Origin of the sequence: Geobacillus sp. Manikaran-105 (assembly GCF_002809955.1) — a bacterium.
Lineage (GTDB): Bacteria > Bacillota > Bacilli > Bacillales > Anoxybacillaceae > Geobacillus > Geobacillus thermophilus.
This window is the reverse complement of sequence record NZ_PIJG01000001.1, coordinates 121,884-146,440: the sequence shown is the minus strand read 5'-3', so window position 1 is coordinate 146,440 and position 24,557 is coordinate 121,884. Positions and strand designations below refer to the sequence as shown.

20 protein-coding genes and 3 pseudogenes are annotated in these 24,557 nt (G+C 53.9%); all 23 read right to left on the bottom strand.

Features of this window, described 5'->3' with window-relative positions; all coding sequences use genetic code 11:
- Positions 1–212: 212 nt before the first annotated feature.
- Positions 213–644: a YlbF/YmcA family competence regulator gene (locus tag CV945_RS00755; protein WP_011230803.1), complete on the bottom strand. Its 432-nt coding sequence runs from the start codon at positions 642–644 to the stop codon at positions 213–215.
- Complete coding sequence (gene miaB / locus CV945_RS00750; RefSeq protein WP_011230802.1) at positions 622–2,217, bottom strand: tRNA (N6-isopentenyl adenosine(37)-C2)-methylthiotransferase MiaB; 1,596 nt, start codon at positions 2,215–2,217, stop codon at positions 622–624. Before miaB ends, CV945_RS00755 begins: the two co-directional genes overlap by 23 nt.
- A gap of 228 nt (positions 2,218–2,445) precedes the next feature.
- A complete protein-coding gene (locus tag CV945_RS00745; RefSeq protein ID WP_011230801.1) occupies positions 2,446–3,312 on the bottom strand; it encodes a 2-oxoacid:ferredoxin oxidoreductase subunit beta in 867 nt (288 codons plus the stop codon).
- On the bottom strand, positions 3,279–5,051 hold the full coding sequence (locus CV945_RS00740; protein ID WP_011230800.1) for a 2-oxoacid:acceptor oxidoreductase subunit alpha: 1,773 nt from the start codon (positions 5,049–5,051) through the stop codon (positions 3,279–3,281). Before CV945_RS00740 ends, CV945_RS00745 begins: the two co-directional genes overlap by 34 nt.
- Positions 5,052–5,206: 155 nt before the next feature.
- On the bottom strand, positions 5,207–6,130 hold the full coding sequence (locus tag CV945_RS00735) for a dipeptidase (protein ID WP_100658923.1): 924 nt from the start codon (positions 6,128–6,130) through the stop codon (positions 5,207–5,209).
- 93 nt (positions 6,131–6,223) lie between these two features.
- Positions 6,224–6,484 (bottom strand): stage V sporulation protein SpoVS, encoded by a 261-nt coding sequence (gene spoVS, locus CV945_RS00730; protein ID WP_003251598.1) that lies wholly within the window; start codon positions 6,482–6,484, stop codon positions 6,224–6,226.
- A gap of 128 nt (positions 6,485–6,612) precedes the next feature.
- Entirely contained in the window at positions 6,613–7,407 is a 795-nt protein-coding gene (locus tag CV945_RS00725) for a TIGR00282 family metallophosphoesterase (RefSeq protein WP_033012173.1), read from the bottom strand.
- Positions 7,408–7,520: 113 nt separating this feature from the next.
- Complete coding sequence (gene rny / locus CV945_RS00720; RefSeq protein ID WP_033012175.1) at positions 7,521–9,077, bottom strand: ribonuclease Y; 1,557 nt, start codon at positions 9,075–9,077, stop codon at positions 7,521–7,523.
- Between the two features lie 432 nt (positions 9,078–9,509).
- A pseudogene (gene recA, locus CV945_RS00715) lies at positions 9,510–10,184 on the bottom strand (recombinase RecA); the annotation flags it as partial.
- Positions 10,185–10,370: 186 nt separating this feature from the next.
- Positions 10,371–10,748, bottom strand: a complete 378-nt coding sequence (locus CV945_RS17415) for an HNH endonuclease (protein ID WP_033012180.1) — start codon at positions 10,746–10,748, stop codon at positions 10,371–10,373.
- A 710-nt stretch (positions 10,749–11,458) separates the two neighbouring features.
- A pseudogene (locus CV945_RS17955) lies at positions 11,459–11,542 on the bottom strand (hypothetical protein); the annotation flags it as partial.
- 1,024 nt (positions 11,543–12,566) lie between these two features.
- A pseudogene (locus CV945_RS00700) lies at positions 12,567–12,854 on the bottom strand (recombinase RecA); the annotation flags it as partial.
- Positions 12,855–13,031: 177 nt separating this feature from the next.
- Positions 13,032–14,276 (bottom strand): competence/damage-inducible protein A, encoded by a 1,245-nt coding sequence (locus tag CV945_RS00695; RefSeq protein ID WP_100658922.1) that lies wholly within the window; start codon positions 14,274–14,276, stop codon positions 13,032–13,034.
- 25 nt (positions 14,277–14,301) lie between these two features.
- Complete coding sequence (gene pgsA / locus CV945_RS00690) at positions 14,302–14,880, bottom strand: CDP-diacylglycerol--glycerol-3-phosphate 3-phosphatidyltransferase (RefSeq protein ID WP_033012185.1); 579 nt, start codon at positions 14,878–14,880, stop codon at positions 14,302–14,304.
- A 79-nt stretch (positions 14,881–14,959) separates the two neighbouring features.
- A complete protein-coding gene (locus CV945_RS00685) occupies positions 14,960–15,844 on the bottom strand; it encodes a helix-turn-helix domain-containing protein (protein WP_033012188.1) in 885 nt (294 codons plus the stop codon).
- Between the two features lie 177 nt (positions 15,845–16,021).
- Positions 16,022–16,813, bottom strand: a complete 792-nt coding sequence (locus tag CV945_RS00680) for a DUF3388 domain-containing protein (protein ID WP_033012189.1) — start codon at positions 16,811–16,813, stop codon at positions 16,022–16,024.
- A gap of 128 nt (positions 16,814–16,941) precedes the next feature.
- Positions 16,942–17,190: a DUF3243 domain-containing protein gene (locus tag CV945_RS00675; RefSeq protein WP_033012190.1), complete on the bottom strand. Its 249-nt coding sequence runs from the start codon at positions 17,188–17,190 to the stop codon at positions 16,942–16,944.
- Between the two features lie 63 nt (positions 17,191–17,253).
- A complete protein-coding gene (ymfI, locus tag CV945_RS00670; RefSeq protein WP_033012192.1) occupies positions 17,254–17,970 on the bottom strand; it encodes an elongation factor P 5-aminopentanone reductase in 717 nt (238 codons plus the stop codon).
- Between the two features lie 191 nt (positions 17,971–18,161).
- A complete protein-coding gene (gene yfmH, locus CV945_RS00665; RefSeq protein WP_100658921.1) occupies positions 18,162–19,451 on the bottom strand; it encodes an EF-P 5-aminopentanol modification-associated protein YfmH in 1,290 nt (429 codons plus the stop codon).
- On the bottom strand, positions 19,432–20,730 hold the full coding sequence (gene yfmF, locus CV945_RS00660; protein WP_100658920.1) for an EF-P 5-aminopentanol modification-associated protein YfmF: 1,299 nt from the start codon (positions 20,728–20,730) through the stop codon (positions 19,432–19,434). Before yfmF ends, yfmH begins: the two co-directional genes overlap by 20 nt.
- 184 nt (positions 20,731–20,914) lie before the next feature.
- Positions 20,915–21,874, bottom strand: a complete 960-nt coding sequence (locus CV945_RS00655; RefSeq protein WP_033012197.1) for an ABC transporter permease — start codon at positions 21,872–21,874, stop codon at positions 20,915–20,917.
- Positions 21,875–22,921 carry an ABC transporter permease gene (locus CV945_RS00650; RefSeq protein WP_044741264.1) on the bottom strand — a complete coding sequence of 349 codons (1,047 nt, stop codon included), beginning with the start codon at positions 22,919–22,921 and terminating at the stop codon, positions 21,875–21,877.
- Positions 22,921–24,447 carry an ABC transporter ATP-binding protein gene (locus tag CV945_RS00645; RefSeq protein WP_033012198.1) on the bottom strand — a complete coding sequence of 509 codons (1,527 nt, stop codon included), beginning with the start codon at positions 24,445–24,447 and terminating at the stop codon, positions 22,921–22,923. Before CV945_RS00645 ends, CV945_RS00650 begins: the two co-directional genes overlap by 1 nt.
- Positions 24,448–24,557 lie beyond the last annotated feature (110 nt).

Genomic DNA, 24,557 nt, shown 5'->3' with positions numbered 1-24,557 from the left:
CTCCTCAAATGAATCTTCATTTCATCCTATGCGCCATCTCCGCTAATGTGCACAGCAAATGAATCATTATTCCGTATAGTTCATTGTATGCGCCTGCTCCGTTCGATGTGCCTTCTTTTTTGCCGCCAGGCAGCCGCCCGCGGTTTGGGGGAAGGGAGAGCGCGCCCATAAGAAAAAAAGCGCCCCGAAGGACGCTTTTGAGCCGCATGCCATTAATGGCAGCCGCCGTGTTTGTTGTAGCGAAGCGCGGCGCCGGTTTCGCCGCGCAGCACGTCGCCGCCCGTCGAAGCGAGAATTTCATCAGTCACCGTATTCGAAATCGTCGAGGCGACGAGCTGAAGCAGGTCGTTCACATCGGATTGGGACTGCTGGAATTCGCTGACGATCGGAATTTGCGACAACTCTTCGTAAATGGCGTCAATTTTGGCCTCAACCTGTTTCAGCGCTTCATGTTTTCCGTAATGCTGAAGGTTGACCGCTTGCTTTTGCAACGATTTCAGCTCGTTGATCAACGTGCGCACTTTTTCGTTTTGGTGGATTTTTTCTTCCGCTCGTTTGAAAAAGTCGACTTCTTCCGTTTCGGCGATCATTTTCGCCAGCTGCTTCGCCTGGGCCAAGATATCATCCCGCGTATATTTTGCCATGTTCGTTCACCTCGATCGCTTCATTGACTAGCTCGCCCGTCAGCGTCCACGTCTTTGCCTGCGTAATGCGCACGTTGACCAATTGGCCAATGAGCGATTTGGGGCCGACGAAGTGGACGAGCTTGTTTTTGCGCGTATAACCCGCCAATACGTCCGGATTCGTTTTGCTTTCGCCTTCCACAAGCACTTCGACGACTTGCCCTTCGTATTGCTTCATTTTCTTGGCCGCGATTTCCTGAACAAGGTCGTTGAGACGCTTGAGCCGCTCTTTTTTCACTTCCATCGGCACGTTGTCCTTCATGTTCGCCGCCGGCGTGCCTTCGCGCGGTGAATAGATGAACGTGTAGGCCGAGTCAAATTCGACTTCACGGTAAAGCGACAGCGTTTCTTCAAACTGCTCGTCCGTCTCGTTCGGGAAGCCGACGATAATATCCGTCGTCAACGCGACATCCGGAATGGCGGCTTTGATTTTGCGAACGAGCTCCAAGTACTCCTCGCGCGTATATTTGCGGCCCATCATTTTTAAAATTTCCGTGCTGCCCGATTGCACCGGCAAATGGATATGCTCAACCAAGTTGCCGCGTTTGGCGAGCACTTCGATGAGCCGGTCGTCAAAGTCGCGCGGATGGCTCGTTGTGAAGCGGATGCGCGCAATGTCAATTTTGCGCAGCTCATCCATTAAATCGCCAAGGCCGTACTGGATGTCGGTGAAATCTTTTCCGTAAGCGTTGACGTTTTGCCCAAGGAGCGTAATTTCTTTATAGCCTTGGGCGGCGAGCTGGCGCACTTCTTGGATGATGTCTTCCGGACGGCGGCTTCGCTCTTTGCCGCGCGTGTACGGAACGATGCAGTACGTGCAAAACTTGTCACAGCCGTACATAATGTTGACCCATGCTTTAATCTTCCCTTTGCGCACTTTCGGCAAGTTTTCAACAACGTCGCCCTCTTTCGACCATACTTCGACGACCATTTCTTTCGACATGTACGCCTCATGCAAAATGTACGGCAGGCGATGGATGTTGTGCGTGCCGAAAATAAGGTCGACGTATTGGTATTGCTTTAAAATTTTCTTGACAACCGATTCTTCTTGCGACATACAGCCGCACACGCCGAGCAATAAGTCCGGGTTCGTCGTTTTGAGCGGCTTTAAGTAGCCGAGCTCGCCAAACACTTTGTTTTCCGCGTTTTCACGGATCGCGCACGTGTTGAGCAAAATGACGTTTGCCTCTTCCGGACGGTCGGTCGGCTCATAGCCGAGCGCCATGAAAATGCCGGCCATCACTTCCGTATCGTGCTCGTTCATTTGACAGCCATACGTGCGGATGTAAAACTTCCGTCCGCGCCCCATGCCGCGAAACTCTTCAGGAATCGAAAAGTCTTTGACGTACTTGACTTCCTCTTTGCCGCGTTTCTTCGCCTCTTTTAAATTCGGCGGGAGAAACACGCTCGTGAAATATTTCTCATAGTCTTTCGTCGTTTTTTCTTTCAGCCGGTCCAAGGCGGATTTTCTGTCCGCTGGATGGCTTTCGGTTTTGATTTGTCCCGTTTGCTCCAAACGTTGTTTTTCGTTCATAGCAATCTCCTTTCTTCACAAAATCATTCGATCATCCGAGACGAGCGGCCGCCGTTTCCTGTGCAGCCGGCCTCGCCTCGGCAAATTTCTTCCAACCACACACTACCATAGTATATCGCGAGCGGCAAGGAAACACAATGGGGTTTGTTCCGGAGGACCGGAACATGTCATGATAACAAAAAACACCCAATGAGGCAAGCCTCCATCGGGTGCAAATTGTTTCCATTTTTACATAAACTCTGCTACGAGTTCGGCGAACTTTTCTTTGCTCATTTTCAGCTCCGCCTCGGCAAGCGGCGCCTCGCTGTAGCCTGGCACAAGCTCTTGGTACGACTTTTGTTCTTTGTTTTGATAAATGATCCCGGTGACGAGCCCATCGTATTTCATGACCGTCTGCATCGCCATCTCCCGGTCGGACGGGTCGTATCCTTCGATGTCGCTCACCTTGATGAGCCGCTCTTTGAACCACTCGTACGTATTCACTTTGTTGTACGTCACGCACGGGCTGAAGACGTTGATGAGCGCAAAGCCTTTATGCTTGACGCCTTCCTCAATCAAGCTCGTCAATTCTTTTAAATCGCTTGAGAAACCTTGCGCGACAAACGTCGCTCCGGCGCTTAACGCGATCTCAAGCGGCGACAAAGCCGGCTCAATCGACCCGTGCGGCGTGCTTTTTGTTTGGAAGCCGGCAGCACTGCGCGGCGATGTTTGTCCTTTCGTCAACCCGTAAATTTGGTTGTCCATGACGATGTATGTGATGTCGATGTTGCGGCGAATGGCATGAACCGTGTGCCCCATGCCGATCGCGAATCCGTCGCCATCCCCGCCGGCGGCGATGACCGTCAAATCGCGGTTCGCCATTTTCACTCCTTGCGCCAGCGGCAAAACGCGGCCGTGCGTGCCGTGAAAGCCGTAAGAGTGAATGTAGCCGGAAATGCGGCCCGAGCAGCCGATCCCGGAAATGACCGCGAGTTCGTGCGGCTCCAACCCGAGATTGGCGGCCGCGCGCTGGATGGCGGCCTGCACGGAAAAGTCGCCGCACCCCGGACACCAGTTCGGTTTCACATCATTGCGGAAATCTTTAAAGGTGGCCATTGCGCTAACAACTCCTTGCATTTAGTATAGACGTCGCCCGGCAAGAACGGATTGCCGTCGAATTTTAAGACGCTGGCGATTTTATCAGCGTGCCCGACGTTCATTTTCAACAAGTTCGCCAGCTGCCCGGTGGCGTTTTGCTCGACGACGACGACTCGTTTCGCTTTCTCGACAAGCGGCCGCACGTCGTCAACCGGGAACGGATGAAGCAGACGGATGTGCGCATGGTTGACTTTGACGCCATCTTGCTCGAGCCGCTCCATCGCTTCTTCAATGGCTCCGCGCGTCGATAAAAAGCCAACAAGGAGCAAATCCGGTTCTTCGTGGCGGAGTTGTTTGTGCACCGGCGTCGGGAAGTGGATGTGCTCGAGTTTGCGCATCCGTTTTTCCATTTGCGCCCGGCGGTTTGCCGCCGTCTCTGACGGGCGGCCTGTTTCGGCGTGTTCGACCCCGGTGACATGGTGGATGCCGTATTTTGTTCCCGGCAGCACCCGCGGCGAAACACCGTCCGGCGTGATTTCATACCGTTTGAAGTTGTCTTTGTCCGGAAGCGGCGGCAGCTCACCATTCATCAGCTTGCCGCGGCGGATCTCGATCCGATCGTAATCAAGCGGCTCAACCGTCTGCTTGCCGAGCGACAGCTGCAAATCCGACAGGAAAATGACCGGGCATTGGTATTCCTCAGCTAAGTTGAACGCTTCCGCCATATCGTAAAACGCTTCTTCGACCGTGCTTGGCGCCATGACAATTTTGGGAATTTCCCCGTGCGTGCCATAGATCATCGCGAGCAAATCCGACTGCTCTTGCTTTGTCGGCAAGCCGGTGCTTGGACCGCCTCGTTGCGTGTCAACCACAACAAGCGGTGTTTCCGTCATCCCAGCTAGTCCGATCGCTTCGGCCATAAGCGACAACCCGGGTCCGGCGGAAGCGGTGAACGCCCGCACGCCCGCATAGTTGGCGCCGATCGCCATCGTACAGGCCGCGATTTCATCTTCTGTCTGGATGACCGCGCCCCCAAAATCCGGCAGCTTTTTAATCAAATACTCCATAATCTCCGAAGCTGGGGTGATCGGATAGGCGGCCATAAAGCGCGCCCCGCCGGCAATGGCGCCCAAGGCGATGGCATCGTTGCCAATCATGAACATTCGCCGTTTGCCGTCGGCTTTGGCTAGTTTCATCGTTTTCGTCGAACCATCGAGCTGCTCTTTCATATATTGCGCTCCAGCGCGAATCGCTTCCATGTTTTTCTCAACGACTTGCGCCCCTTTGCGCCCAAATGTATCCACAACAACACTTTCGAACACGGCGGCGTCCAAATCGAGCACCGCACTTGTCGCGCCGATGGCAACCATGTTTTTCATCAGCGGATTGCCAAGCTGTGTAGCGATATCGGTGAACGGAACGGCGTAAAGCGCCACTCCTTTTCCTTCCGGAATCACTGGATTGAATTTGGCGTCCGCAATGACGATGCCGCCGTCACGCAGCTCGTGGAAGTTGAAGTCGATTGTCTCTTGGTCGAACGCCACCAAGATGTCCAAATCATCAGCGACCGCCCGCACCGGTTTCGTGCTGACGCGAATTTTGTTGTTCGTATGACCCCCTTTGATGCGTGAAGAAAAATGGCGGTATCCATATAAGTAATATCCGAGGCGGTTCAGCGCTGTGGAAAAAATTTCCCCTGTACTTTCAATTCCTTCCCCTTGCTGGCCGCCTACCTTCCATGACAGCTGTTCGATCATGAATTACACCCCTTTATATTCACTCCAGCCTTTCGCTACTATTGTACCACTTTTCTGACAAGGAAACTACCATTTTGAACGCCTTTTTCAGCCGGCGCCGCGGATGCCCTGTCTTCTATTCTAGGATACGCAGAGCCGATACTCAGTGATATTCGTCACTCCGGTAAATGGGCGTAGAAGTTGCCGAATAAAAAGCGGGATGCTTGTTCGGCGGAGTAATGCTTGTACAACTCATTGACGAGCTGGTCGTATTGCTTCACCGTTTCAAGGCCGGAAACCGTTTCCGTAATGCCGTCAAAGTCGGAGCCGAACCCGACGTTGTTTTCCCCTCCGAGCGCACATACATGGTCAAGATGGCGAAGCACATCGGCGATCGTTGCTCTCCGTTTGTCCTTCGTTAAAAAGTACGGGACAAAATTGATGCCAATCATCCCGTCTTTTTCAATCAGCGCTTTCAGCTGCTCGTCCGTCAGATTGCGCGGATGCGGGCATAGACGATGCACGTTGGAATGGGAAGCGATGGGGAACCGAGCCATCTCGATGACATCCCAAAACGCTTTCTCCGATAAATGGGACACATCAACCCATCGTTTTGCTTCATTAAGAAGTGCAACGACTTGCCGGCCAAACGCGGTCAAGCCGGCGCCGCGCTTCTCCCACGCCCCGTCGGCGACGGCGTTTGGAAAGTTCCACGTCAGGCCGACAGAAGCGACGCCGAGGCGAAGAAGCGTCTTTAACTTGACAAGGTTGGCACCGATGGCGTCGCATCCTTCGAGCGTCAACATCGCGCCAATTTCCCCTTCTTTCAGTGCGGCGATATCCTGCTTCGTCCGCACAAACTTGACGGACGGGAACGCCTCGACGATGCGGGCAAAGAAAATGTCCACCATCTCCAACGCCGCTGTGAACCGGGCTTCTTCCGGCACGGTTTCCGGCACGTAAATGGCAAAACATTGCACTTTTATTCCCGCTTCCGCCATGCCAGAAAAGGTGACATGAAGCGGCGCCCCATCGTGAAACGACAACGACCGGTCTTGCCATAGCTTCATGAGCGCATCACAGTGGGCATCGAAAATCATTCATTTTCCCCCTTAAAAAAGCAAAAATAACCTGCCTGCCTTCTACAGCGAAGGCGCCAACAGGTTATATTTTACCATTGACTCATCATCGAGTTAACGAGGTTCGACGATTAATTTAATGGCGGTCCGCTCTTCTCCGTCAATAATAATATCGGTAAACGCCGGAATGCAAATCAAGTCCATGCCGCTTGGTGCCACAAACCCTCGTGCGATCGCTACTGCCTTAACGGCTTGGTTCAATGCACCTGCACCGATCGCCTGAATTTCCGCCGCGCCGCGCTCGCGCAGCACCCCGGCAAGTGCACCGGCTACAGAGTTCGGATTCGACTTTGCTGAAACTTTTAATATTTCCATTTCTAGCTCCTCCCTCGTCCCCTTGAAAAATGGATTACGGTAAAATGTCTTCACTGTAACTATATTCACTGTTTCGACAACTATTCCTGCTGAGGAGAAGCTTGTTTTTAAAATTTTTAAAAAAACGATTATTCAAAATATGGGTGGTCGTCATTAATGATCAACCGTTCAATGCCAAGCGCACGCCCGCTTTTTCCATCAACATCGACAAGCACCGCGTTCAGCTGGCTTCGTCCTTCCTTGACGCCGAACCGGACCGGCAGTCCGGTTAAAAATTTGCGCAGCACCGCGTCGCGGTCAACCCCTAAAATGCCGTCATACGGGCCGGTCATGCCGACATCGGTAATGTACGCCGTACCCTTCGGCAAAATGCGATTGTCCGCCGTCTGAACGTGCGTATGCGTGCCGATGACGGCCGACACGCGCCCATCCAAGTGCCAGCCCATCGCCTGTTTTTCGCTTGTCGCCTCAGCGTGAAAATCAACAATGATGACCGGCGTGCGCGTCGAGGCAGCGGCAATCAATTCATCCGCTTTTTGAAACGGACAGTCAATCGCCGGCAAAAACGTCCGCCCTTGCAAGTTGATGACCGCCGCCTCCCCTTGCTCGGTCGGCACGTAGACGATGCCTTTTCCCGGTGTGCCGGGCGGATAGTTCGCCGGGCGGATGAGCGCCTTCGCCTGATCGATGAATTCAAAAATATCACGCTTGTCCCACGCATGGTTGCCTAATGTCACAACATGGGCTCCTTGGGCCAAAAACGCCCGGTAAATCGGCTCGGTGATCCCTTTCCCGCCGGCGGCGTTTTCACCGTTGATGATGACGATATCGGGACGGTGTTTTTCTTTTAATTTCGGCAAATAATGCTCGACCATTTTTTGCCCCGGCGAACCGACGACATCGCCGATAAATAAGATTCTCATGATCGATCCCTTTCTAATCAAAAAAATATGGCGCTTCGCTTCAAAGGTGGCGCGGATCCATTGCACTTTCTCATTTTACGCACAAAAAAATAAAGTGGCAATAGGATGCCACTTTATTTCGCATATTCGACCGCGCGCGTTTCACGGATGACGGTCACTTTAATATGGCCCGGGTAGTCGAGCTCTTCTTCAATCCGTTTGCGGATGTCACGCGCCAACCGGTGCGCTTCCAAATCGTCGATCATATCCGGCTTGACCATGATGCGCACTTCGCGGCCGGCCTGGATGGCGTACGATTTTTCCACGCCTTCGTACGATTCCGCGATTTCCTCCAGTTTCTCTAAGCGGCGAATATAGTTTTCCAGCGTCTCGCTGCGCGCTCCCGGCCGCGCTGCGGAGAGCGCATCCGCCGCCGCCACAAGCACCGCGATGACCGATGTCGGCTCGGTGTCGCCATGGTGGGAGGCGATGCTGTTGATGACGACGGGATGTTCTTTGTACTTCGTCGCCAGCTCGACGCCGATCTCCACGTGGCTGCCTTCAACCTCATGGTCGATCGCCTTGCCGATATCATGAAGCAAGCCGGCCCGGCGCGCCAACATTTCGTCTTCTCCGAGTTCGGCCGCCATCAGTCCGGCTAAAAACGCCACTTCCACCGAATGTTTCAAGACGTTTTGTCCGTAGCTCGTCCGGAACTTCAGCCGCCCTAAAATTTTGATCAAATCTGGATGCAAGCCATGGACGCCGACTTCAAACGTCGTCTGCTCGCCGACTTCGCGAATGTGCTCATCGACTTCGCGGCGCGCCTTTTCCACCATTTCTTCAATGCGCGCCGGGTGGATGCGTCCGTCTTGCACAAGCTTGTCTAACGCGATGCGCGCCGTTTCGCGGCGAATCGGATCAAACCCGGACAAAATCACCGCTTCCGGCGTATCATCGATAATTAAATCGATGCCAGTCAGCGTCTCAAGCGTGCGAATGTTCCGCCCTTCGCGCCCGATGATCCGCCCTTTCATTTCATCGTTTGGCAAGTTGACGACGGACACCGTCGTTTCGGCGACATGGTCGGCGGCGCAGCGCTGGATGGCCAGCGACAAAATCGCTTTCGCCCGCTTGTCCGCTTCCTCTTTCGCCCGCGTTTCCGCCTCTTTGATCATCATGGCAATCTCATGGGACAGTTCTTTTTCAACGCGTTCCAAAATGAGCTGGCGCGCATCGTCGCGCGTCAGGCCGGAAATGCGTTCGAGTTCGGTTTGTTGCTGCTTCACGAGCGCTTCCACTTTGCTTTCCATTTGTTCAATATGCTGTTGTCTTTCGTTTAACGCTTCTTCCTTCGCTTCAAGCAGCGCCTCGCGTTTGTTGAGCGCTTCATCTTTGCGATCGAGGTTTTCCTCCTTTTGCATCAAGCGGTTTTCTTGTTTTTGGAGCTCGCTTCTCCGGTCGCGGATGTCGCGCTCCGCTTCCGTCCGCAATTTATGAATCTCGTCTTTCGCTTCGAGAAGCGCCTCTTTTTTCAAGGCGTCCGCCTCGCGTCTCGCCTCTTCAATCAGCTGCTCGGCAGCTGCTTTCGCGCCACCGATTTTCGCTTCGGCAATCGATTTGCGAACAAAAAAGCCAACAACGGCACCAATGACTAAGGCAAGCAAAGCGGAGATGATGATCGAACCCATCGTTTCACCTCCTCTTGCTGTTTCGTTTTCCCTTGCGCCTTCTTCGCGCCATCGTCCGACGCAGATGGACATTCCCGTTTTCAACCCATTGGCTTGGTCGTTTGCCTGGCCATTTCCACGCGCCCCCGCATCCAAGCAGTACGCCGCTGCGGGCGGGCACGCGACCCTGCCGTGTACATGGACAAATATACATGTTCATTGTAAAGGCGGCGGTAGGAATTGTCAAGATATTACACAGGAGCCCTTCTTAAGCCGCGGCACACAGAGCGTTCTGCTCTGCCTCTTCTTTTTGGCAAAATGCGAAAAGAAACAGAACCGCCTGCAAGTTAGTCGGGCGTCCTCCGGCATATCCTGCAAAGGGACGTGAATGGCCGTTCCGTTTCGGCAGCTAGGAAAAAGGCGCCCCAGCCATGCCAGGACGCCTTCCGTCTGTTATTCCTCAAGCAGCCCAAATTCGTCTTGCATCGGTTCGCCGCCTGCTTCGCCATCATCGATGCCGTAATGTTTGCGGATGGCGCGGGCGATTTCTTCGGCGATATGCGGGTTTTCTTTCAAAAATTGTTTTGCATTCTCCCGCCCTTGGCCGAGCCGTTCGTCTTTGTACGAATACCATGAGCCGCTTTTTTGCACAATGTCAAGTTCAGACGCCATATCGATGATTTCCCCTTCGCGGGAAATGCCCTCGCCGTACATAATGTCGACGTCAGCCGTTTTAAACGGCGGCGCGACTTTGTTTTTGACGACTTTGATTTTCGTCTTGTTGCCGACCATATCATTGCCTTGCTTGATTTGCTCGGCGCGACGAACCTCTAGGCGGACGGAAGCGTAAAACTTGAGCGCCCGCCCGCCCGGCGTTGTCTCGGGATTGCCGAACATGACGCCGACTTTTTCGCGAATTTGGTTGATGAAGATGGCGATCGTTTTTGACTTGTTAATGGCGCCGGACAGCTTGCGAAGCGCCTGGGACATAAGCCGCGCTTGCAAGCCGACATGGGCGTCGCCCATCTCCCCTTCAATTTCCGCTTTCGGCACAAGCGCCGCCACCGAGTCGATGACGATAATATCGACCGCGCCGCTTCGCACGAGCGCTTCCGCGATTTCGAGCGATAGTGATAGGTAAGCCTTTGATGCAATCTCCGGCTTTTCCCCCACCCCACACCGTGCGTGCGAGTTTCCCCGCACACGGCGTTCCACCGGGACAGCTTCGATAGCCCCGTTTGGGCTATCTCTCCACCATATCACCTCGCGATGACATGGCAGCAGCACCTACAATTTTTCCAGCGAACAGAACTTTTATATTTTCAGCTTGTTCCTATACTCCGTTAGTTTGTCAATCATTTTTCGTTCTGTAAACGGCGGTTCTTGGTTGCTATGGACAAGCCTATGGCATTGGTTGCATAAGCTAACTAGATTAACGGTCTTATTGATCTCACTTAAAGGTTTACTCGGGTCAATATGATGGCAGTGGAAGTTACCGGGACTTAAGTATACAGCACATATTTTGCATTTTCCTTTATCTCTGTGGCGAATAGCTTCTAAAATGACAACATCATTTTGAAGCAACTCAAGCATCCCGTAAAAATGTTTTCCCTTTTTAGCTTCTTGATAAAGAAGATCCAAGCAGTTTCTCAAGTCCTGTTCGCTTTTTACGACAAGTTTGTTTACCTTCATGCTCCTTTCTCCCTTTTTATAATACTGGGTGGAAGTGCCATGAATTAGCCTGCTTGCCGTAACATGTAGATACTTTGCCGCCCCGGCTGGTTCCCTTCACTCCAGAGCGTTTTTTCCTCCCCCATCGTTGCCTTTGGGGTTCAAACGGCGCTCCTTCATCATTACTATGGAACCGCTGACTCCCCCTAAGATATCATCGACCAGCCCTGTCTCCTCCTTAGGGGGCCTCTCACGTTCCCTACAGCCTATCCCTTCTTTTGAACGCCCTTAGGTGCCTACTCTACTCGGCAGGACCTCTGATTGGAACGTCCGCTACCCATCAGAGCAGTAACCGAACTAAGCCAGCCGGTTAAAGGAAACACCGCAAACAAGACACGGTGGTTCGTCCTGTATGGTCCCTTTTCAGGGAGCACCGGTAACCGAGCTTCACGCATAGGTTCCTTTCGTCACCATAGGCGTCTTTTAAGGAGCCCCGCACCACTTTCGCCATAGCCACATTTTGCGGCCTTAGGCTACTTGGGTTACGACTTCACCTGGCTTCATACATCCCGGTGAGGGTGCACCGGAATGCATGCAGGAGTCTCAGGCTCGTGGATATAGGACTATCACCACGGGAAGGAATTTCACCTTCCAACTCGGCTGTAGAGTTGTCCCGATGTTCCCATCGGACTCCGCTTTCGTGCCTACGCACTTATACGGAAACGTGACGCACCTTGCTCGCCCGTGTCAGGCTGGGAAAGCAGCAATTCATCGATATTGACCCCTAATTTTTGTGCATAGATGGGGTCGAGCGATAGCGATAGGTAATAGTCACCCTCGGCATTACCCGGAGGGGCTATTTTCCCCCGCTTCACACCGTGCGTGCGAGTTTCCCCGCACACGGCGTTCCATCGAGTACCCCGGTTACTAATCCGCTCTAGACTTTACTAGTGTACGCACTTTCTGTATTCCTCGAGTTTACTTATTGTGTAATGGCGTACATCTTGTCTTGTAGGTCGCGGAATTCCTGCTCCGACCTAGGAATGATTAGTTCTTGAAACGTTTGGTTGATGGTATCAAATCCTTTCTAGCGGATTTGTACCATACACGTTTTTAGTCAGTTTTGCTCACCGAAACCCTTACGGATTTCCTCACGGCTTCCTAATCATTGTCTGGGTTAGTAACCTAGGGTACTCGACTATGCCCCTTCGCTCCGCAGGAGTTACCCTGCTTCATCACTACTACGGGCTGCTGCCCCACCCCTTCAGCAGTCATTTCCTCCTGCTTAGCGGCATCGGGATGCGCATCCCTTGGCATCCGCTGGGGTGGTTCACCTGTACCGCATCACCTATCCTTGCATGCTCCCTTAGGCTCCACCTCTGACCCGTCAGCCGCCTTTCTGCCCATGGTTGGAGGGCTCAAGGCAAAGATCCTCTACGGGATCAATCCAGACTCGGCAAACACGAATACCTCATCCAGGGCTGAACCTCACTTAGGAGGTGAGCGCCTTCTTTTTTCGGCGCCCCACGCCTTACGAGCCGTACTTCCGGTGGTTCGTTCCAACGCTATGCGTTCTCTAGCCATAGGAGCTTTATGGACCCCCGGCTACTTCGCTAACCGCTTCTCAGGTCTGCTTTTCGCCGTCCTCTCCGAGCTTCGTACAGTCATGTTGCGCACCATGACCGCACGTCGGGGTATTAGGGCGGGAATGCCAACCTTCATTCCCGTCTCGGATTTTCACCGAGCTCTCGGTGATGCAGTTAGGACCTACTCATGCTCAGTCCCGCTGACTTTTCGCACGGCGTTTCCGCCATACTTCAGTCAGCAACAGGTCGCACCGTGCTCTGCGTCGATGAAAGCTGCTTGCCCGCCCCGCTTTTGCACTTCCGCGATCGCGTGAAGGGCAACGGTCGTTTTCCCGGACGATTCCGGGCCGTAAATTTCCACAATCCGCCCGCGCGGATAGCCGCCGACTCCTAACGCGATGTCGAGCGCTAGCGAACCGCTCGGCACGACCGACACTTTGCGGTCGACTTGCTCGCCGAGCTTCATGATGGCCCCCTTGCCAAACTGTCGTTCAATTTGTTTTAATGCCTGCTCCAATGCAGCTTGACGATCTTGGTTCACTAACCTACTCCTCCTTATTCTAGGACTACTTATACTATACCGCGTTTTGCGGCCATTGCCAAGCAAAAAACGAACGTCCATTCGTTTTTTCGGTGGAGAAACTAGCAACAATCGCCATACTCATGCGGTGGAAAAAACGATGTGCGGTGGAGAATGGAGAAGGAAGGGGGCGGCCGATCAGCAGTCGGCCGCGAGCATCTCAAGCAGAAAAAAACAGCCGTATTTGGCGGTGCGGATGCGAATGGCATCACGCGTGCCGGACAGCATCAGACGGTGGACAGTCGCATCGCGCCCGCGGACGGCGATGCCGACATACACGGTGCCGGGCGGGTGGCCCTCAAGCGGATCGGGTCCGGCGACGCCGGTGAAGCTGATGCCGATATCCGCATCGCACATCGCGCGGACGTTTTCAGCAAGCAAACGGGCGCACGGCTCGCTCACCGCCCCTTCTGCCTCAAGCAGCGGGCGCGGTATGCCAAGCACCTGTTCTTTGACGCCGTTTGTGTAGCAGACGACACCGCCCTGCACGACTTGCGACGCGCCGGGGAGGGCGGTGAGCTGTTCGAGGAAAAGGCCGCCGGTCAAACTTTCGGCCGACGCGATCGTCCATCCTCTTTCTTTTAACCGTGCCAATGTCTTTGTAAACAGCGTTTCATCATTATACCCGTAACAATAACGGCCGACGCGCGTCAAAATGGCGGCTTCCGCCTCGTCGAGCAGCCGCTTGGCTTCCGCCTGATCCCGATGTTTCGCCGTCAGACGGAGCGTTACCTCACCGTCGTTTGCAAGCGGGGCGATCGTCGGGTTCGACTGGGCGTCGATCAAGTCGGCGATCGCCGCCTCGAGCGCCGACTCGCCGATGCCGAAAAAGCGGAGGACGCGCGATTCGATGCGCTCGGAAAGCGAAAAAGCGCCGCGCAAAAACGCTGCGCCGTATTTCGTAAACATCGGCTGCATTTCCTTCGGTGGTCCGGGCAGCAACATGTATGTAATCCCATCGACCGTCAGCGCCATCCCCGGCGCCATGCCGTGCTCGTTTTTCAGCACGGCCGCCCCTTCCAAGATGAGCGCCTGCTTTTTATTGTTTTCCGTCATCGGCCGATTCGTGCGGGCAAAGAACGCTTCAATCGCTCGCATCGCCTCCTCGTCGGTCACAAGCCGGCGGCCGAGCAGGCGGGCGATCGTTTCTTTCGTCAGGTCATCTTTCGTCGGGCCGAGTCCTCCGGTAAAAATGACCAAGTCCGCCCGCGTTTGCGCAATTTTCACCGCCTGTTCGAGGCGGCTGGCATTGTCGCCGACAACCGTATGGAAATAGACGTTAATGCCCAAGGCGGCGAGCTGCTGCGACAAAAACTGGGCGTTTGTATTGGCAATTTGCCCGAGCAGCAGTTCGGAGCCAACAGCGATGATCTCCGCGTTCAACAGACGTTCCCCCTTTTTCGGCCGGCTATTTCGAATGGGCAAAAGCATGTTTATTTTTGGAAAAGTAATCCCAGCCGGACCAAATCGTAAAAATGACCGCTACCCAAAGCGCGATATCGGCAAACGGAAACGGAATGAGCGAAAATGGGAAGTTGTGCAACAAAAGGGCGGAAATCGCCACAATTTGCGTCCATGTCTTGATTTTGCCAAGCATGTTGGCGGCGACGACTTCCCCTTCCCCGGCGAGCACGAGCCGCAGGCCGGTAACGGCAAATTCGCGGCTGATGATGACGATCACCATCCAAGCCGGAGCGGCGCCGAGTTCAACGAGCACGATGAGCGCTGCTGACACAAGCAGTTTATCGGCAAGCGGATCCAAAAACTTGCCCAAGTTGGTGACGAGTCCGTACTTGCGAGCGTAATGGCCGTCAATCCAGTCCGTCGTTGAAGCGATAATAAAAATGAGTGCCCCGACGAGATGAGCGACCGGAAGCTCCGCCCCAGCAATACGGACGCTTCCCCACCCGAACGGGACGAGCATGACGATCAAGAAAAATGGGATGAGCATAATGCGCGCTACCGTAATTTTATTCGGCAAATTCACAACGAATACCTCCGCTAGTTCAACATCTGTTGCGAGCAAGGGAGCGGCGCTTCTTCCGTCTGAAAGCTGCTCCCCGCCGTCATTTTTTCAAGATGAAACGCAGCTTTTGGTACACCTCGTCCTTCGGTGCAAACGGGTAGGCAAACGGTTGGCCGTTCACCTTCATCTCAACATCGAGCGTGCGCCCGATTTTCACCCACACTTCGCTTTCCGCCGACAAATCGAACGTTTTTGTTTGTCCGTTTGTCAAATTGCCGGCATAGAAAGAATGGCCTTTCGTGTTGTACACCTCAATCCACGATGTTCCTTTCGATGTAAGTTCAATCGAAAACGAAGCAGGGTTGTCCACTTCAATCGTTGCCATATTGCCGCGTTTTTCCGTCACATTCAACGCCGCCGGCGCAGCCGGTTTTTCTTCAGCAGCTGGAGCCGGCTGCTCCGTTTCTTGCCCGTTCTTTTCTTCCGCCTTCTTCGCTTTCTCTTTTGCTTTCGCCTGTTCAAGCGGCGACTGTTTCGGCTTTTCCACTTCCGCCGTCTCCGGGCTCGTTTTCGCCGGGGGCTCGTTTGCCGTGCCGCGCTGGAGCAGCACCCAAACAAGAACGGCCGCCCCGACGACGGCCGCCGCGATCAAGGCTTTCGGCAGCCAGTCGAGCCATTTCGTCCCTTCGGCGGAAAGCTGTTGGCGCGTTTTCACGCGCGACAGCGGCTGCGGAAGATCATCTTGGTACGATTGCGGAATGTCCTGCTTATATTGTTCAAACAGCTCATCCGGATCGAGGCCGACCGCCTCGGCGTATTGTCTAATGAAGGCGCGCACATAAAAATTGCCCGGCATAATGGCGTAATTCCCTTCTTCAATGCCGATCAAATACCGCTTCTGAATCTTCGTCATCTCTTGCAGCTCGTCCAAGCTGATGTTTTTTTCCTCCCGCGCTTCCCGCAAACGTTTTCCCAGTTCCGTCAACGGCCAACACCTTCCACTTGTTAAAATTAAAAGGATCTTCACCAAAAGTTGTACTTGACTGTTTCAGATCATGTCTTGCTTACATGCATAAGGAAAATCAGTAAATCAACGATTTTCCTACATGGTGACACGAGAAAAAGCCTCGCTTGTCAAGTACACGTTGTGGTGATGAACCAATTAAAATCCAAATTCGGAAAATCCGTCTCCGCCCAGCAAGGACGGGCGTTCGATCGCATCGTAGGAAATGTCTTCGTCCGGTTCATGGCGCAGCTCAATAATATAGTCAAAATCATCAAGCGTATATTCCGTATGGCGGACAAACATGTCCGGATGTTCCACGACCTTCGTCGCCTCGAGGCGCATCAGCTCGCGGATGAGCTGCCAGTGCTGCTCATTGCCGCGGCGCGTCGAAACGATGCCGTCGACAATGAAAATGTTGTCCTCGCTATATTCGTCTTCCATCAGCTGCGTGCGGACGGTCTGCTTGATCAGCGTCGATGATACAAACAGCCACCGCTTATTGGCGCATACGCTCGCAGCAACGATCGACTCCGTCTTGCCGACGCGCGGCATCCCGCGAATGCCGATGAGCTTATGCCCTTTTTCTTTAAAAATTTCTGCCATAAAATCGACCAACAGCCCAAGCTCGTCGCGAACGAAGCGAAACGTCTTTTTGTCGTCGGCATCGCGCTGAATGTAGCGGCCATGGCGGACGGCCAAACGATCAAGCAGCTTCGGCTGGCGCAGTTTCGTCACCGTAATGTTGTCCATCGTCCGCAAAATTGTCGCCAGCCGCTCGATTTGTTCGCTGCTGTCGCAAAGAAGCAACATGCCGCGGCGCGAATCCCGGACGCCATTGATCGTCACGATGTTGATCGACAACATGCCGAGCAACGAGGCGACATCGCCGAGCAACCCTGGACGGTTGACATGAATCTCATACTCCAAATACCACTCCTGCTTGCCCATCCCGTCTCCTCCCTTGCCGCTGTCCGCACGAACGCCTTATGCTAAGTTCATACTACTATAACCGCGAACGGAAAAGCAACCGAAAAGAGGAAAGAAAAAAGAGAGGGAGCCCCTCTCTTTACCGGGTGTTATTTTTGTTGGACAAGTTTCACCATCATGTTGGCAAGGGCATGCTGTTCTTTTTCATCCGCAACGCTCCAAAGGTCGGCGAGCACCCGTTCTTCCGGGTTTTTCGGATCCACGTTTTTCGCCAAATAGTCCCCGATTTGATAGGCGACATCCGAGATCACTTGCTGGGTCAAACCTTGTTGCTGCGCTTGCTGCAGACGTTCCGATAAAAAGTCTTTCCATTGTTCAAAGTTATCCAGTACCGACATGTCCATTCCCTCCTTGATGAACGTTTCAAGGATAGTTTGCCTGCGGGCGAAAAAAATATACGCTCAACAATACCAGCCGCCGTTGACAGAGATGATTTGGCCGGTGATGTAAGAAGCGGCGTCCGACAACAAAAACGCCACTGTTTTCGCCACTTCCTCAGGGGTCCCGAGCCGGCCGGCCGGAATTTCATCGGCGAGCGCCGCCAATTCTTCTTCGCTGAACGGCCGGAGCATATCTGTGGCGATCGCTCCCGGCGCGACGGCGTTGACGCGGATGCCGCTCGGGGCGAGCTCTTTCGCCAGCGCCTTGGCGAACGCGTTTTGCCCGCCCTTGGTCATCGAATACACCGCTTCGCATGAGGCGCCGCACAACCCCCAAATCGAAGAAATGAACACAATTTGGCCGCGCTTTTTCGAAATCATCGGCGGCAGCAGTTTTTTCACAAGCTGCGCCGGGCTTGTCACATGGAGGCGCACCATCCGTTCGATCAGCTCGTCATTCATGTCGGTAAGCAACCCGTAATACGTGGCCCCGCTGTTATAAATGATGGCATCGATCGGGCGGTCGAGGCGGGAAAGCAGTTGGTCGACCCCGCCCGGCATCGACAAATCCGCTTCCACCGGCACGGTGTGCACGCCGGTTAGTTCGGCTTGCAGCGCCTCAATGGGCGCGCGGCGCCGGTAGTAATGAAGAAAAAGCCCATAGCCGCCTTGCGCGAGCTCGCGGGCGATGCTTTGCCCGATCGCGCTTGACGCTCCGGTAATTAACGCATAGCGCATGGAACGTTCTCCTCCTTCTGTTGGACGCAAAAAAGGGGCTGACGCAAAAGCCCCTTTTTGATGAAATGAAACTGAAAAACATGGGAAAGAGACCACCTCTGAAATCGTTGGTTTTACCAGGGGTTTCAGGGTGGTCTAGTTTTCCATGTTGCCCCAGATAGGGGCATTACCGTTCTTTCGGTCAGCCCCTGTCATTGCCCTTTTGGCACAACCTCGCAAACGGCGATTTGCGAATCGCGGAAACACGCATCGGCAATGGATGCAACGTCGTCAAGCGTCAACGATGACAACGCCGGCAAAATGTCAAACAAGCTCGCGCCGTAAAACGCGTAGCGCGTAAACTGGTTGGCGATATACTCCGGCGAGTTGAGCGCGCGCAAAAAAGCGCCGATTTTTTTCTTTTTCACCCGCTCAAATTCCTCCGTTTTCACTGCCTCAACTGAAAATGACAACAACACGTTTTTGACTTCCGCCGCAAGCCGCTCGGCATCCCTTGTATCGCCGCCGACAAGGGCAAAGCCGAATTCGCGCTCTTCCGTGTAATCATACATAAACGTGTCATCAATCAGCCCTTCGCGGTAGAGCCGCTCGTAATGGGGCGAGCTTTTGCCGAACAAATAGTCCAATGCAACATGGAAGGCAAGCTCATGGCGAAGTTTTGGTCCGCCGGTTTCCGGCACGGACGGCGCTTTGATGCCGACAAAGCATTTATTCGCCTGCACGTGCATGGGGATGACTTTTTTCGTTTCCGCAACTCCGCTCGGTTCTTCGTACGTAAACCGCTTTATTTCAGGAGCGGACGGGAACGATTTTTTCGCCTGATTGTCGCGGATTTGCTGCATGATTTTTTGTTCGTTGACCGGACCGACGACAAACAAAAGCATGTTGCTCGGGTGGTAGAACGTTTCGTAGCATTCGTACAACAGCTCTTTTGTAATTTGGGCGATCGATTCGACCGTGCCGGCGATGTCAATTTTGACCGGATGGTTGTGGTACATGCTTTCGATGGCGCCAAAATAAACGCGCCAGTCCGGGTTGTCGTCATACATGCGGATTTCCTGGCCGATAATGCCTTTTTCTTTTTCCACCGTCTTGTCGGAAAAATACGGCGTTTGCACAAAATCAATCAGCGTTTCCAAGTTTTTCTCGACGTTGTCGGTGCTGGAAAACAAATAGGCCGTGCGGGTGAACGTCGTAAAAGCGTTCGCCGAGGCGCCTTGTTTGCTGAACTGTTGAAACACGTCGCCGTCTTCTTTTTCAAACAGCTTATGTTCCAAAAAGTGGGCGATGCCGTCCGGGACGCGTTTCATCTCTGTTTGGCCGAGCGGGACAAACTGGTTGTCCACCGAACCGTAATTCGTCGTAAACACGGCGTACGTTTTGTTGAATCCCTTTTTCGGCAAAATGTACACGTCAAGACCGTTGTCCATTTTTTCGTAGAACAGCTCTTCTTGCAGCGTCTCATACACCCGTTTTTCCATCTTCCGTCCCCCCCTCCATTCCGGTCAAAAAGTATACCGTATCCAACTCCACCTTTTCAGCGACGCGCACGATGTCTTCGCGCCCGATTTCCTCCGTGCCGGCCAGCCATTCGTGAAGCGGACGCTTCCGCGCGGAGACGACGTTGTGGTACAGCACTTCGACAAGTCCGCGCGGCGTGTCGAGCGTCTCAAGCAGCTGATTGCGGATGACCGCTTTCGTCTGCGCGATTTCTTCATCCGTAAAATCGCCGTTTTTCATCGCCTGCATTTGCTCGTCGATAATGCGCCGCGCCTTCTCGTAATTGGCCGGCTCAATGCCGGACATGACCATCAAAATCCCTTTATGGCTCTCAAGCCTTGAGGCGGCGTAATAGGCAAGGCTCGCCTTCTCGCGGACGTTAATGAACAACTTCGAATGGGAAAAACCACCAAAAATGCCATTAAACATCTGCAAGGCGTAGTAATCGTCATCCTCGTATGTGACATTCGTTCGGTAGCCGATGTTCAATTTCCCTTGCTTGACGTCTTGCCGTTCGATCACTTCCTTCACTTCCCCACGCGCTTTTGCCTGAGCTTGGGGCGTACGCGCCGGCTCTGCGCGGTCGGGCAGCAAAAAGCGCTGACGGACGGTGTTGAGCACCTCTTCTTCGTCGACATCGCCGATGACATACAAGTCAAGCTCATCTTCAGCCAACGCCCGCTCATAATAGCGGTGCAGTCTTTCCGCTGTAATGGCGTCGACATCCTCGAGCTCGCCATTAGGCGAGAGCGCGTACGGTTCGCCTTTGCACATTTCTTCTACAAGGCGGATGTTCGCATAGCGCATTTTGTCATCATACACCGCCTGAATGCGTTGACGGAGTGCCCGCTTTTCCTGCTCGACAATGTCGGTGACAAACCGCCCGCCATCAAGAGCCGGGCGGAACAGAAGATCGGCCAAGAGCTGAAGCGCTTTCGAAAGCAACGGCGTTTGTTTAGGCAAAAACCGTTCATTGGCGACATCGATGCGAATCGTCATGATATGATGTTCGCCTTTTTTCGTTAAATCGACGTTCAGCGTCGCCCCGTACAGTTCATCCAAATAGGTGCGCAGCGCCTTGACGCTCGGATAGTCGGCCGTGCCGCTTTGCAAAACGTACGGAAGCAGCGCGCGCAGCGTCACCGTTTCCTTGGCGAGCGGCGCTTTCATTTTCCAAACGAGTGTATTCGTTTTGTACTTATCGGTCGGAATCGTATGGACGCGAACCGGCCCAACCGCCGTTATTTTTTCATCGACCAAGCCAACTCCTCCTTTTCTGTCGCAAAATGGGCGGCATGCTTATTGTGAGATGTCTTATCAACAATATACCTGTTGCCAAGCGACAAATGCAAACAAATCCGCCTAGTTCGTCCGATGCGCTTGGAAACATGGCCATCATGGGAATGAAAAACAGCTGTCCGGTTGCGCCGGACAGCTGCAAGTTCTACCGTTTCCCTTTGATATATGGCGTGCCGGCCGCTTTCGGCGCCTCCGCCCGCCCGATGAAGCCGGCGAGCGCCAAAATGGTGAGCACGTACGGGGCGATGAGCAAGTAAACCGTCGGAACGTTTTTCAAAAACGGAATGGTTTGCCCGACAATGCTTAAGCTTTGCGCCAGTCCGAAAAAGAGCGCCGCTCCCATCGCGCCGATCGGATGCCATTTGCCAAAAATCATGGCGGCGAGCGCCATAAATCCGTGCCCAGAAATCGTCGCATGGCTAAAATCGCGGGAAATGATCGTCGCGTATACCGCACCGCCCAAACCGCCGAGCGCGCCGCTGATCATGACGGCGATGTAGCGCATTTTGGCGACATGAATCCCCATCGTATCCGCCGCCATCGGATGTTCGCCGACCGCACGCAGCCGCAGGCCAAACGGCGTTTTATAAATCACATACCAAGAGACAAACGCCAACAAAATGGCGATGTACGACGTCACATACGCATTGGAGAACAACAGCGGGCCGATGACCGGGATGTCGCTCAACACCGGCACATCGATTTTGTCAAACCCGACTTGAATTTGGTCGGTCTGGCCTTTGCCGTACATTTTTTTGACTAAAAACAGCGACAGGCCAAGCGCCAAAAAGTTGATCGCCACCCCGCTGACGACTTGGTCGGCGCGAAAGGTAACCGACGCGACAGCGTGCAGCAGGGAAAATACAGCGCCGACCACCATGGCAGCCAATAAGGCAAGCCACGGCGTCCATTCGCCAAACCGATCGGCAAACGTCAAATTAAAGACGATGCCGACAAACGCGCCGATGGTCATCAATCCTTCAAGCCCGATGTTGACGACGCCGGACCGTTCGCTGAACACGCCGCCAAGCGCCGTGAAAATGAGGGGAGCCGCAAAGAAAATCGCTGTCGGGATAATCGTCTGCAACACGTCATACACGCTCACTTACTCCGCCCCCTTTTGCCAGCGAGATAACAGCCAGCGAATCATATAGCTCGATGCCACAAAGAAAATGATGAGCGCGATAATAATGTCAACGAGTTCGGTCGGCACGCCGGCGCTTGACGGCATTTCCAACGCCCCGACTTTTAAGGCGCCAAACAACAAGGCGGAGAGCAAAATGCCAAACGCGTTGTTGCCGCCGATCAGGGCGACGGCGATGCCGTCAAACCCGAGGCCGGTAAAGCCGGCTTTCGTCGAGATGTTTCCAAATGTGCCAAGCCCCTCCATCGCCCCGGCGACGCCGGCAAAAGCGCCGGAGATGACCATCGCTAAAATGATGTTGGCGCGCACGTTCATGCCGGCATACTGGGAGGCATGCTGGTTGAACCCGACCGCCCGCAGCTCAAACCCTTTCGTCGTCCGCTCAAGCAAAAACCACATGACAAATGCGGCGGCGACAGCGATGAAAATGCCGTAATGCATGGTGGAATGATACGTAATGGCATCAAAAAAGTCGGAGTGAAGCGATGCGCTTTCTTTCACCGGCTTTGATTTAAATCCCTCATCGGACAAAACGGAACGGATGATGGCGTTCGTTACATGCAAAGCAATATAGTTCATCATAATCGTAATAATGACTTCATGCACTTTTAAATACGCCTTTAGCACGCCCGGGATCAGCCCCCAAAGCGCTCCGGCGAGGGCGGCCGCCAAAATGGCGAGCGGCAAATGGATGATTTTCGGCAAGTCGAACGACACGCCGACCCAGACGGCCGCCAGCCAGCCGACGATCAGCTGCCCTTCGACCCCGATGTTAAACAAGCCGGTGCGAAAAGCAAACGCCACCGCCAACCCGGTTAAAATGTACGGCGTCGTCTGGCGGATCGTTTCGCCGATATAGTACGTATCGCCAAACGCCCCGTACACGAGAGCGTAAAACCCAGCGATCGGGTTGTAGCCGCTCACGAGCATGACGATGGATCCGGCAGCCATGCCGAGCAAGACGGCCAATACAGGAATCAACAATTGCTGGAGACGGTTTGACTTCATCACGACACACCTGCTTCCTTCCGTTTGCTTCCGGCCATCAGCAGCCCGAGCTCTTGTTCCGTCGTCTCTTTCGGATCGACGATGGCGACAATTTTCCCCTCATAAATAACGGCGATCCGGTCGCTGACGTTCATGACTTCATCGAGCTCAAATGAGACGAGCAGCACCGCTTTGCCGCGGTCGCGCTGTTCGATGAGCCGCTTATGGATAAACTCGATCGCGCCGACGTCAAGCCCCCTTGTCGGCTGGGCGGCGATCAACAAATCCGGGTCGCGGTCAACTTCGCGGCCGATGATCGCTTTTTGCTGGTTTCCGCCCGACAGCGCCCGCGCCTTCGTATATTCATCCGGCGTGCGCACGTCAAATTCGCGGATGAGCTGACGCGCTTTGTCGTAGATCGCTTTAAAGTTCAGCACGCCCCGCTTTGAATACGGCGGCTTGTAATACGTTTGCAGCACCATGTTTTCGCCGATCGGAAAATCGAGGACAAGCCCGTGCTTATGCCGGTCTTGCGGAATATGGCCGACGCCGGCTTCGATGATTTTGCGCGGCGGCAAGTTCGTAATATCGCGGCCGTTCAGCTTCACCGTGCCGGATTCCGCTTTCAGAAGGCCGGTAATCGCCTCGATCAGCTCGGTTTGCCCGTTGCCGTCGACCCCGGCGATGCCGACGATCTCCCCGGCGCGCACCGTCAAGTTCAAACCGTTGACCGCTTTGATCCCGCGCGCGTCCTTGACGACTAAGTCTTTAATTTCCAACACCGATTTTCCCGGTTCAGCCGGTTTCTTAGCGGTCGTAAACTGCACCTCGCGGCCGACCATGAGCGCCGCCAGCTCGTTCGGGTTCGTTTCCGCGACCTCAAGCGTCGCGATCCCTTTGCCGCGGCGGATGACGGTGACGCGGTCGCACACTTCCATAATTTCTTTTAGCTTATGGGTGATTAAAATGATCGATTTTCCTTCGCGGACGAGCGTGCGCATAATTTGGATGAGCTCGCGGATTTCCTGCGGCGTCAAAACCGCTGTCGGTTCGTCAAAAATCAAAATATCCGCACCGCGGTAGAGCGTTTTTAAAATTTCCACGCGCTGCTGCATGCCGACGGAAATGTCGGCAATTTTCGCTGTCGGATCGACCGCCAGCCCATACCGTTCCGACAGCTCGCGCACCTCCTGTTCGGCCCGCTTCATATCGATCGTTCCCGCCCGCGTCGGTTCGCTGCCTAAAATGATGTTTTCCGTCACCGTGAACGTATCGACGAGCATAAAGTGCTGATGCACCATGCCGATGCCAAGATCGTTGGCGACGTTCGGGTCGGTAATGCGCACCGGCTTTCCTTTGACGCGGATTTCGCCGCCGTCCGGCTGGTATAAACCGAACAGCACGTTCATGAGCGTCGATTTGCCGGCCCCGTTTTCGCCAAGCAGAGCGTGTATCTCCCCCTTTTTCACTTGCAGCGTAATGTTGTCATTGGCGACAAACGAGCCAAACACCTTGCGGATATTGAGCATTTCAATCACGTATTCCAAGCGATTCACTCCTTACTCAAGCAAGGTCAAAATCACAAAATGAAAGGCGACAGCGAAACAGCCGCCCTTCATGATTTTGAAGAAGGCTAGCGGCGCGCGCTAGCCTTCTT

Excerpts from the sequence above, each read along its gene's own strand:
- CV945_RS00755 (WP_011230803.1), bottom strand. The coding sequence starts at position 644 with ATGGCAAAATATACGCGGGATGATATCTTGGCCCAGGCGAAGCAGCTG.
- miaB (WP_011230802.1), bottom strand. The coding sequence starts at position 2,217 with ATGAACGAAAAACAACGTTTGGAGCAAACGGGACAAATCAAAACCGAA.
- CV945_RS00745 (WP_011230801.1), bottom strand. The coding sequence starts at position 3,312 with ATGGCCACCTTTAAAGATTTCCGCAATGATGTGAAACCGAACTGGTGT.
- CV945_RS00740 (WP_011230800.1), bottom strand. The coding sequence starts at position 5,051 with ATGATCGAACAGCTGTCATGGAAGGTAGGCGGCCAGCAAGGGGAAGGA.
- CV945_RS00735 (WP_100658923.1), bottom strand. The coding sequence starts at position 6,130 with ATGATTTTCGATGCCCACTGTGATGCGCTCATGAAGCTATGGCAAGAC.
- spoVS (WP_003251598.1), bottom strand. The coding sequence starts at position 6,484 with ATGGAAATATTAAAAGTTTCAGCAAAGTCGAATCCGAACTCTGTAGCC.
- CV945_RS00725 (WP_033012173.1), bottom strand. The coding sequence starts at position 7,407 with ATGAGAATCTTATTTATCGGCGATGTCGTCGGTTCGCCGGGGCAAAAA.
- rny (WP_033012175.1), bottom strand. The coding sequence starts at position 9,077 with ATGGGTTCGATCATCATCTCCGCTTTGCTTGCCTTAGTCATTGGTGCC.
- CV945_RS17415 (WP_033012180.1), bottom strand. The coding sequence starts at position 10,748 with ATGAAGGTAAACAAACTTGTCGTAAAAAGCGAACAGGACTTGAGAAAC.
- CV945_RS00680 (WP_033012189.1), bottom strand. The coding sequence starts at position 16,813 with ATGGGCAAGCAGGAGTGGTATTTGGAGTATGAGATTCATGTCAACCGT.
- CV945_RS00675 (WP_033012190.1), bottom strand. The coding sequence starts at position 17,190 with ATGTCGGTACTGGATAACTTTGAACAATGGAAAGACTTTTTATCGGAA.
- ymfI (WP_033012192.1), bottom strand. The coding sequence starts at position 17,970 with ATGCGCTATGCGTTAATTACCGGAGCGTCAAGCGCGATCGGGCAAAGC.
- yfmH (WP_100658921.1), bottom strand. The coding sequence starts at position 19,451 with ATGGAAAAACGGGTGTATGAGACGCTGCAAGAAGAGCTGTTCTACGAA.
- CV945_RS00650 (WP_044741264.1), bottom strand. The coding sequence starts at position 22,921 with ATGAAGTCAAACCGTCTCCAGCAATTGTTGATTCCTGTATTGGCCGTC.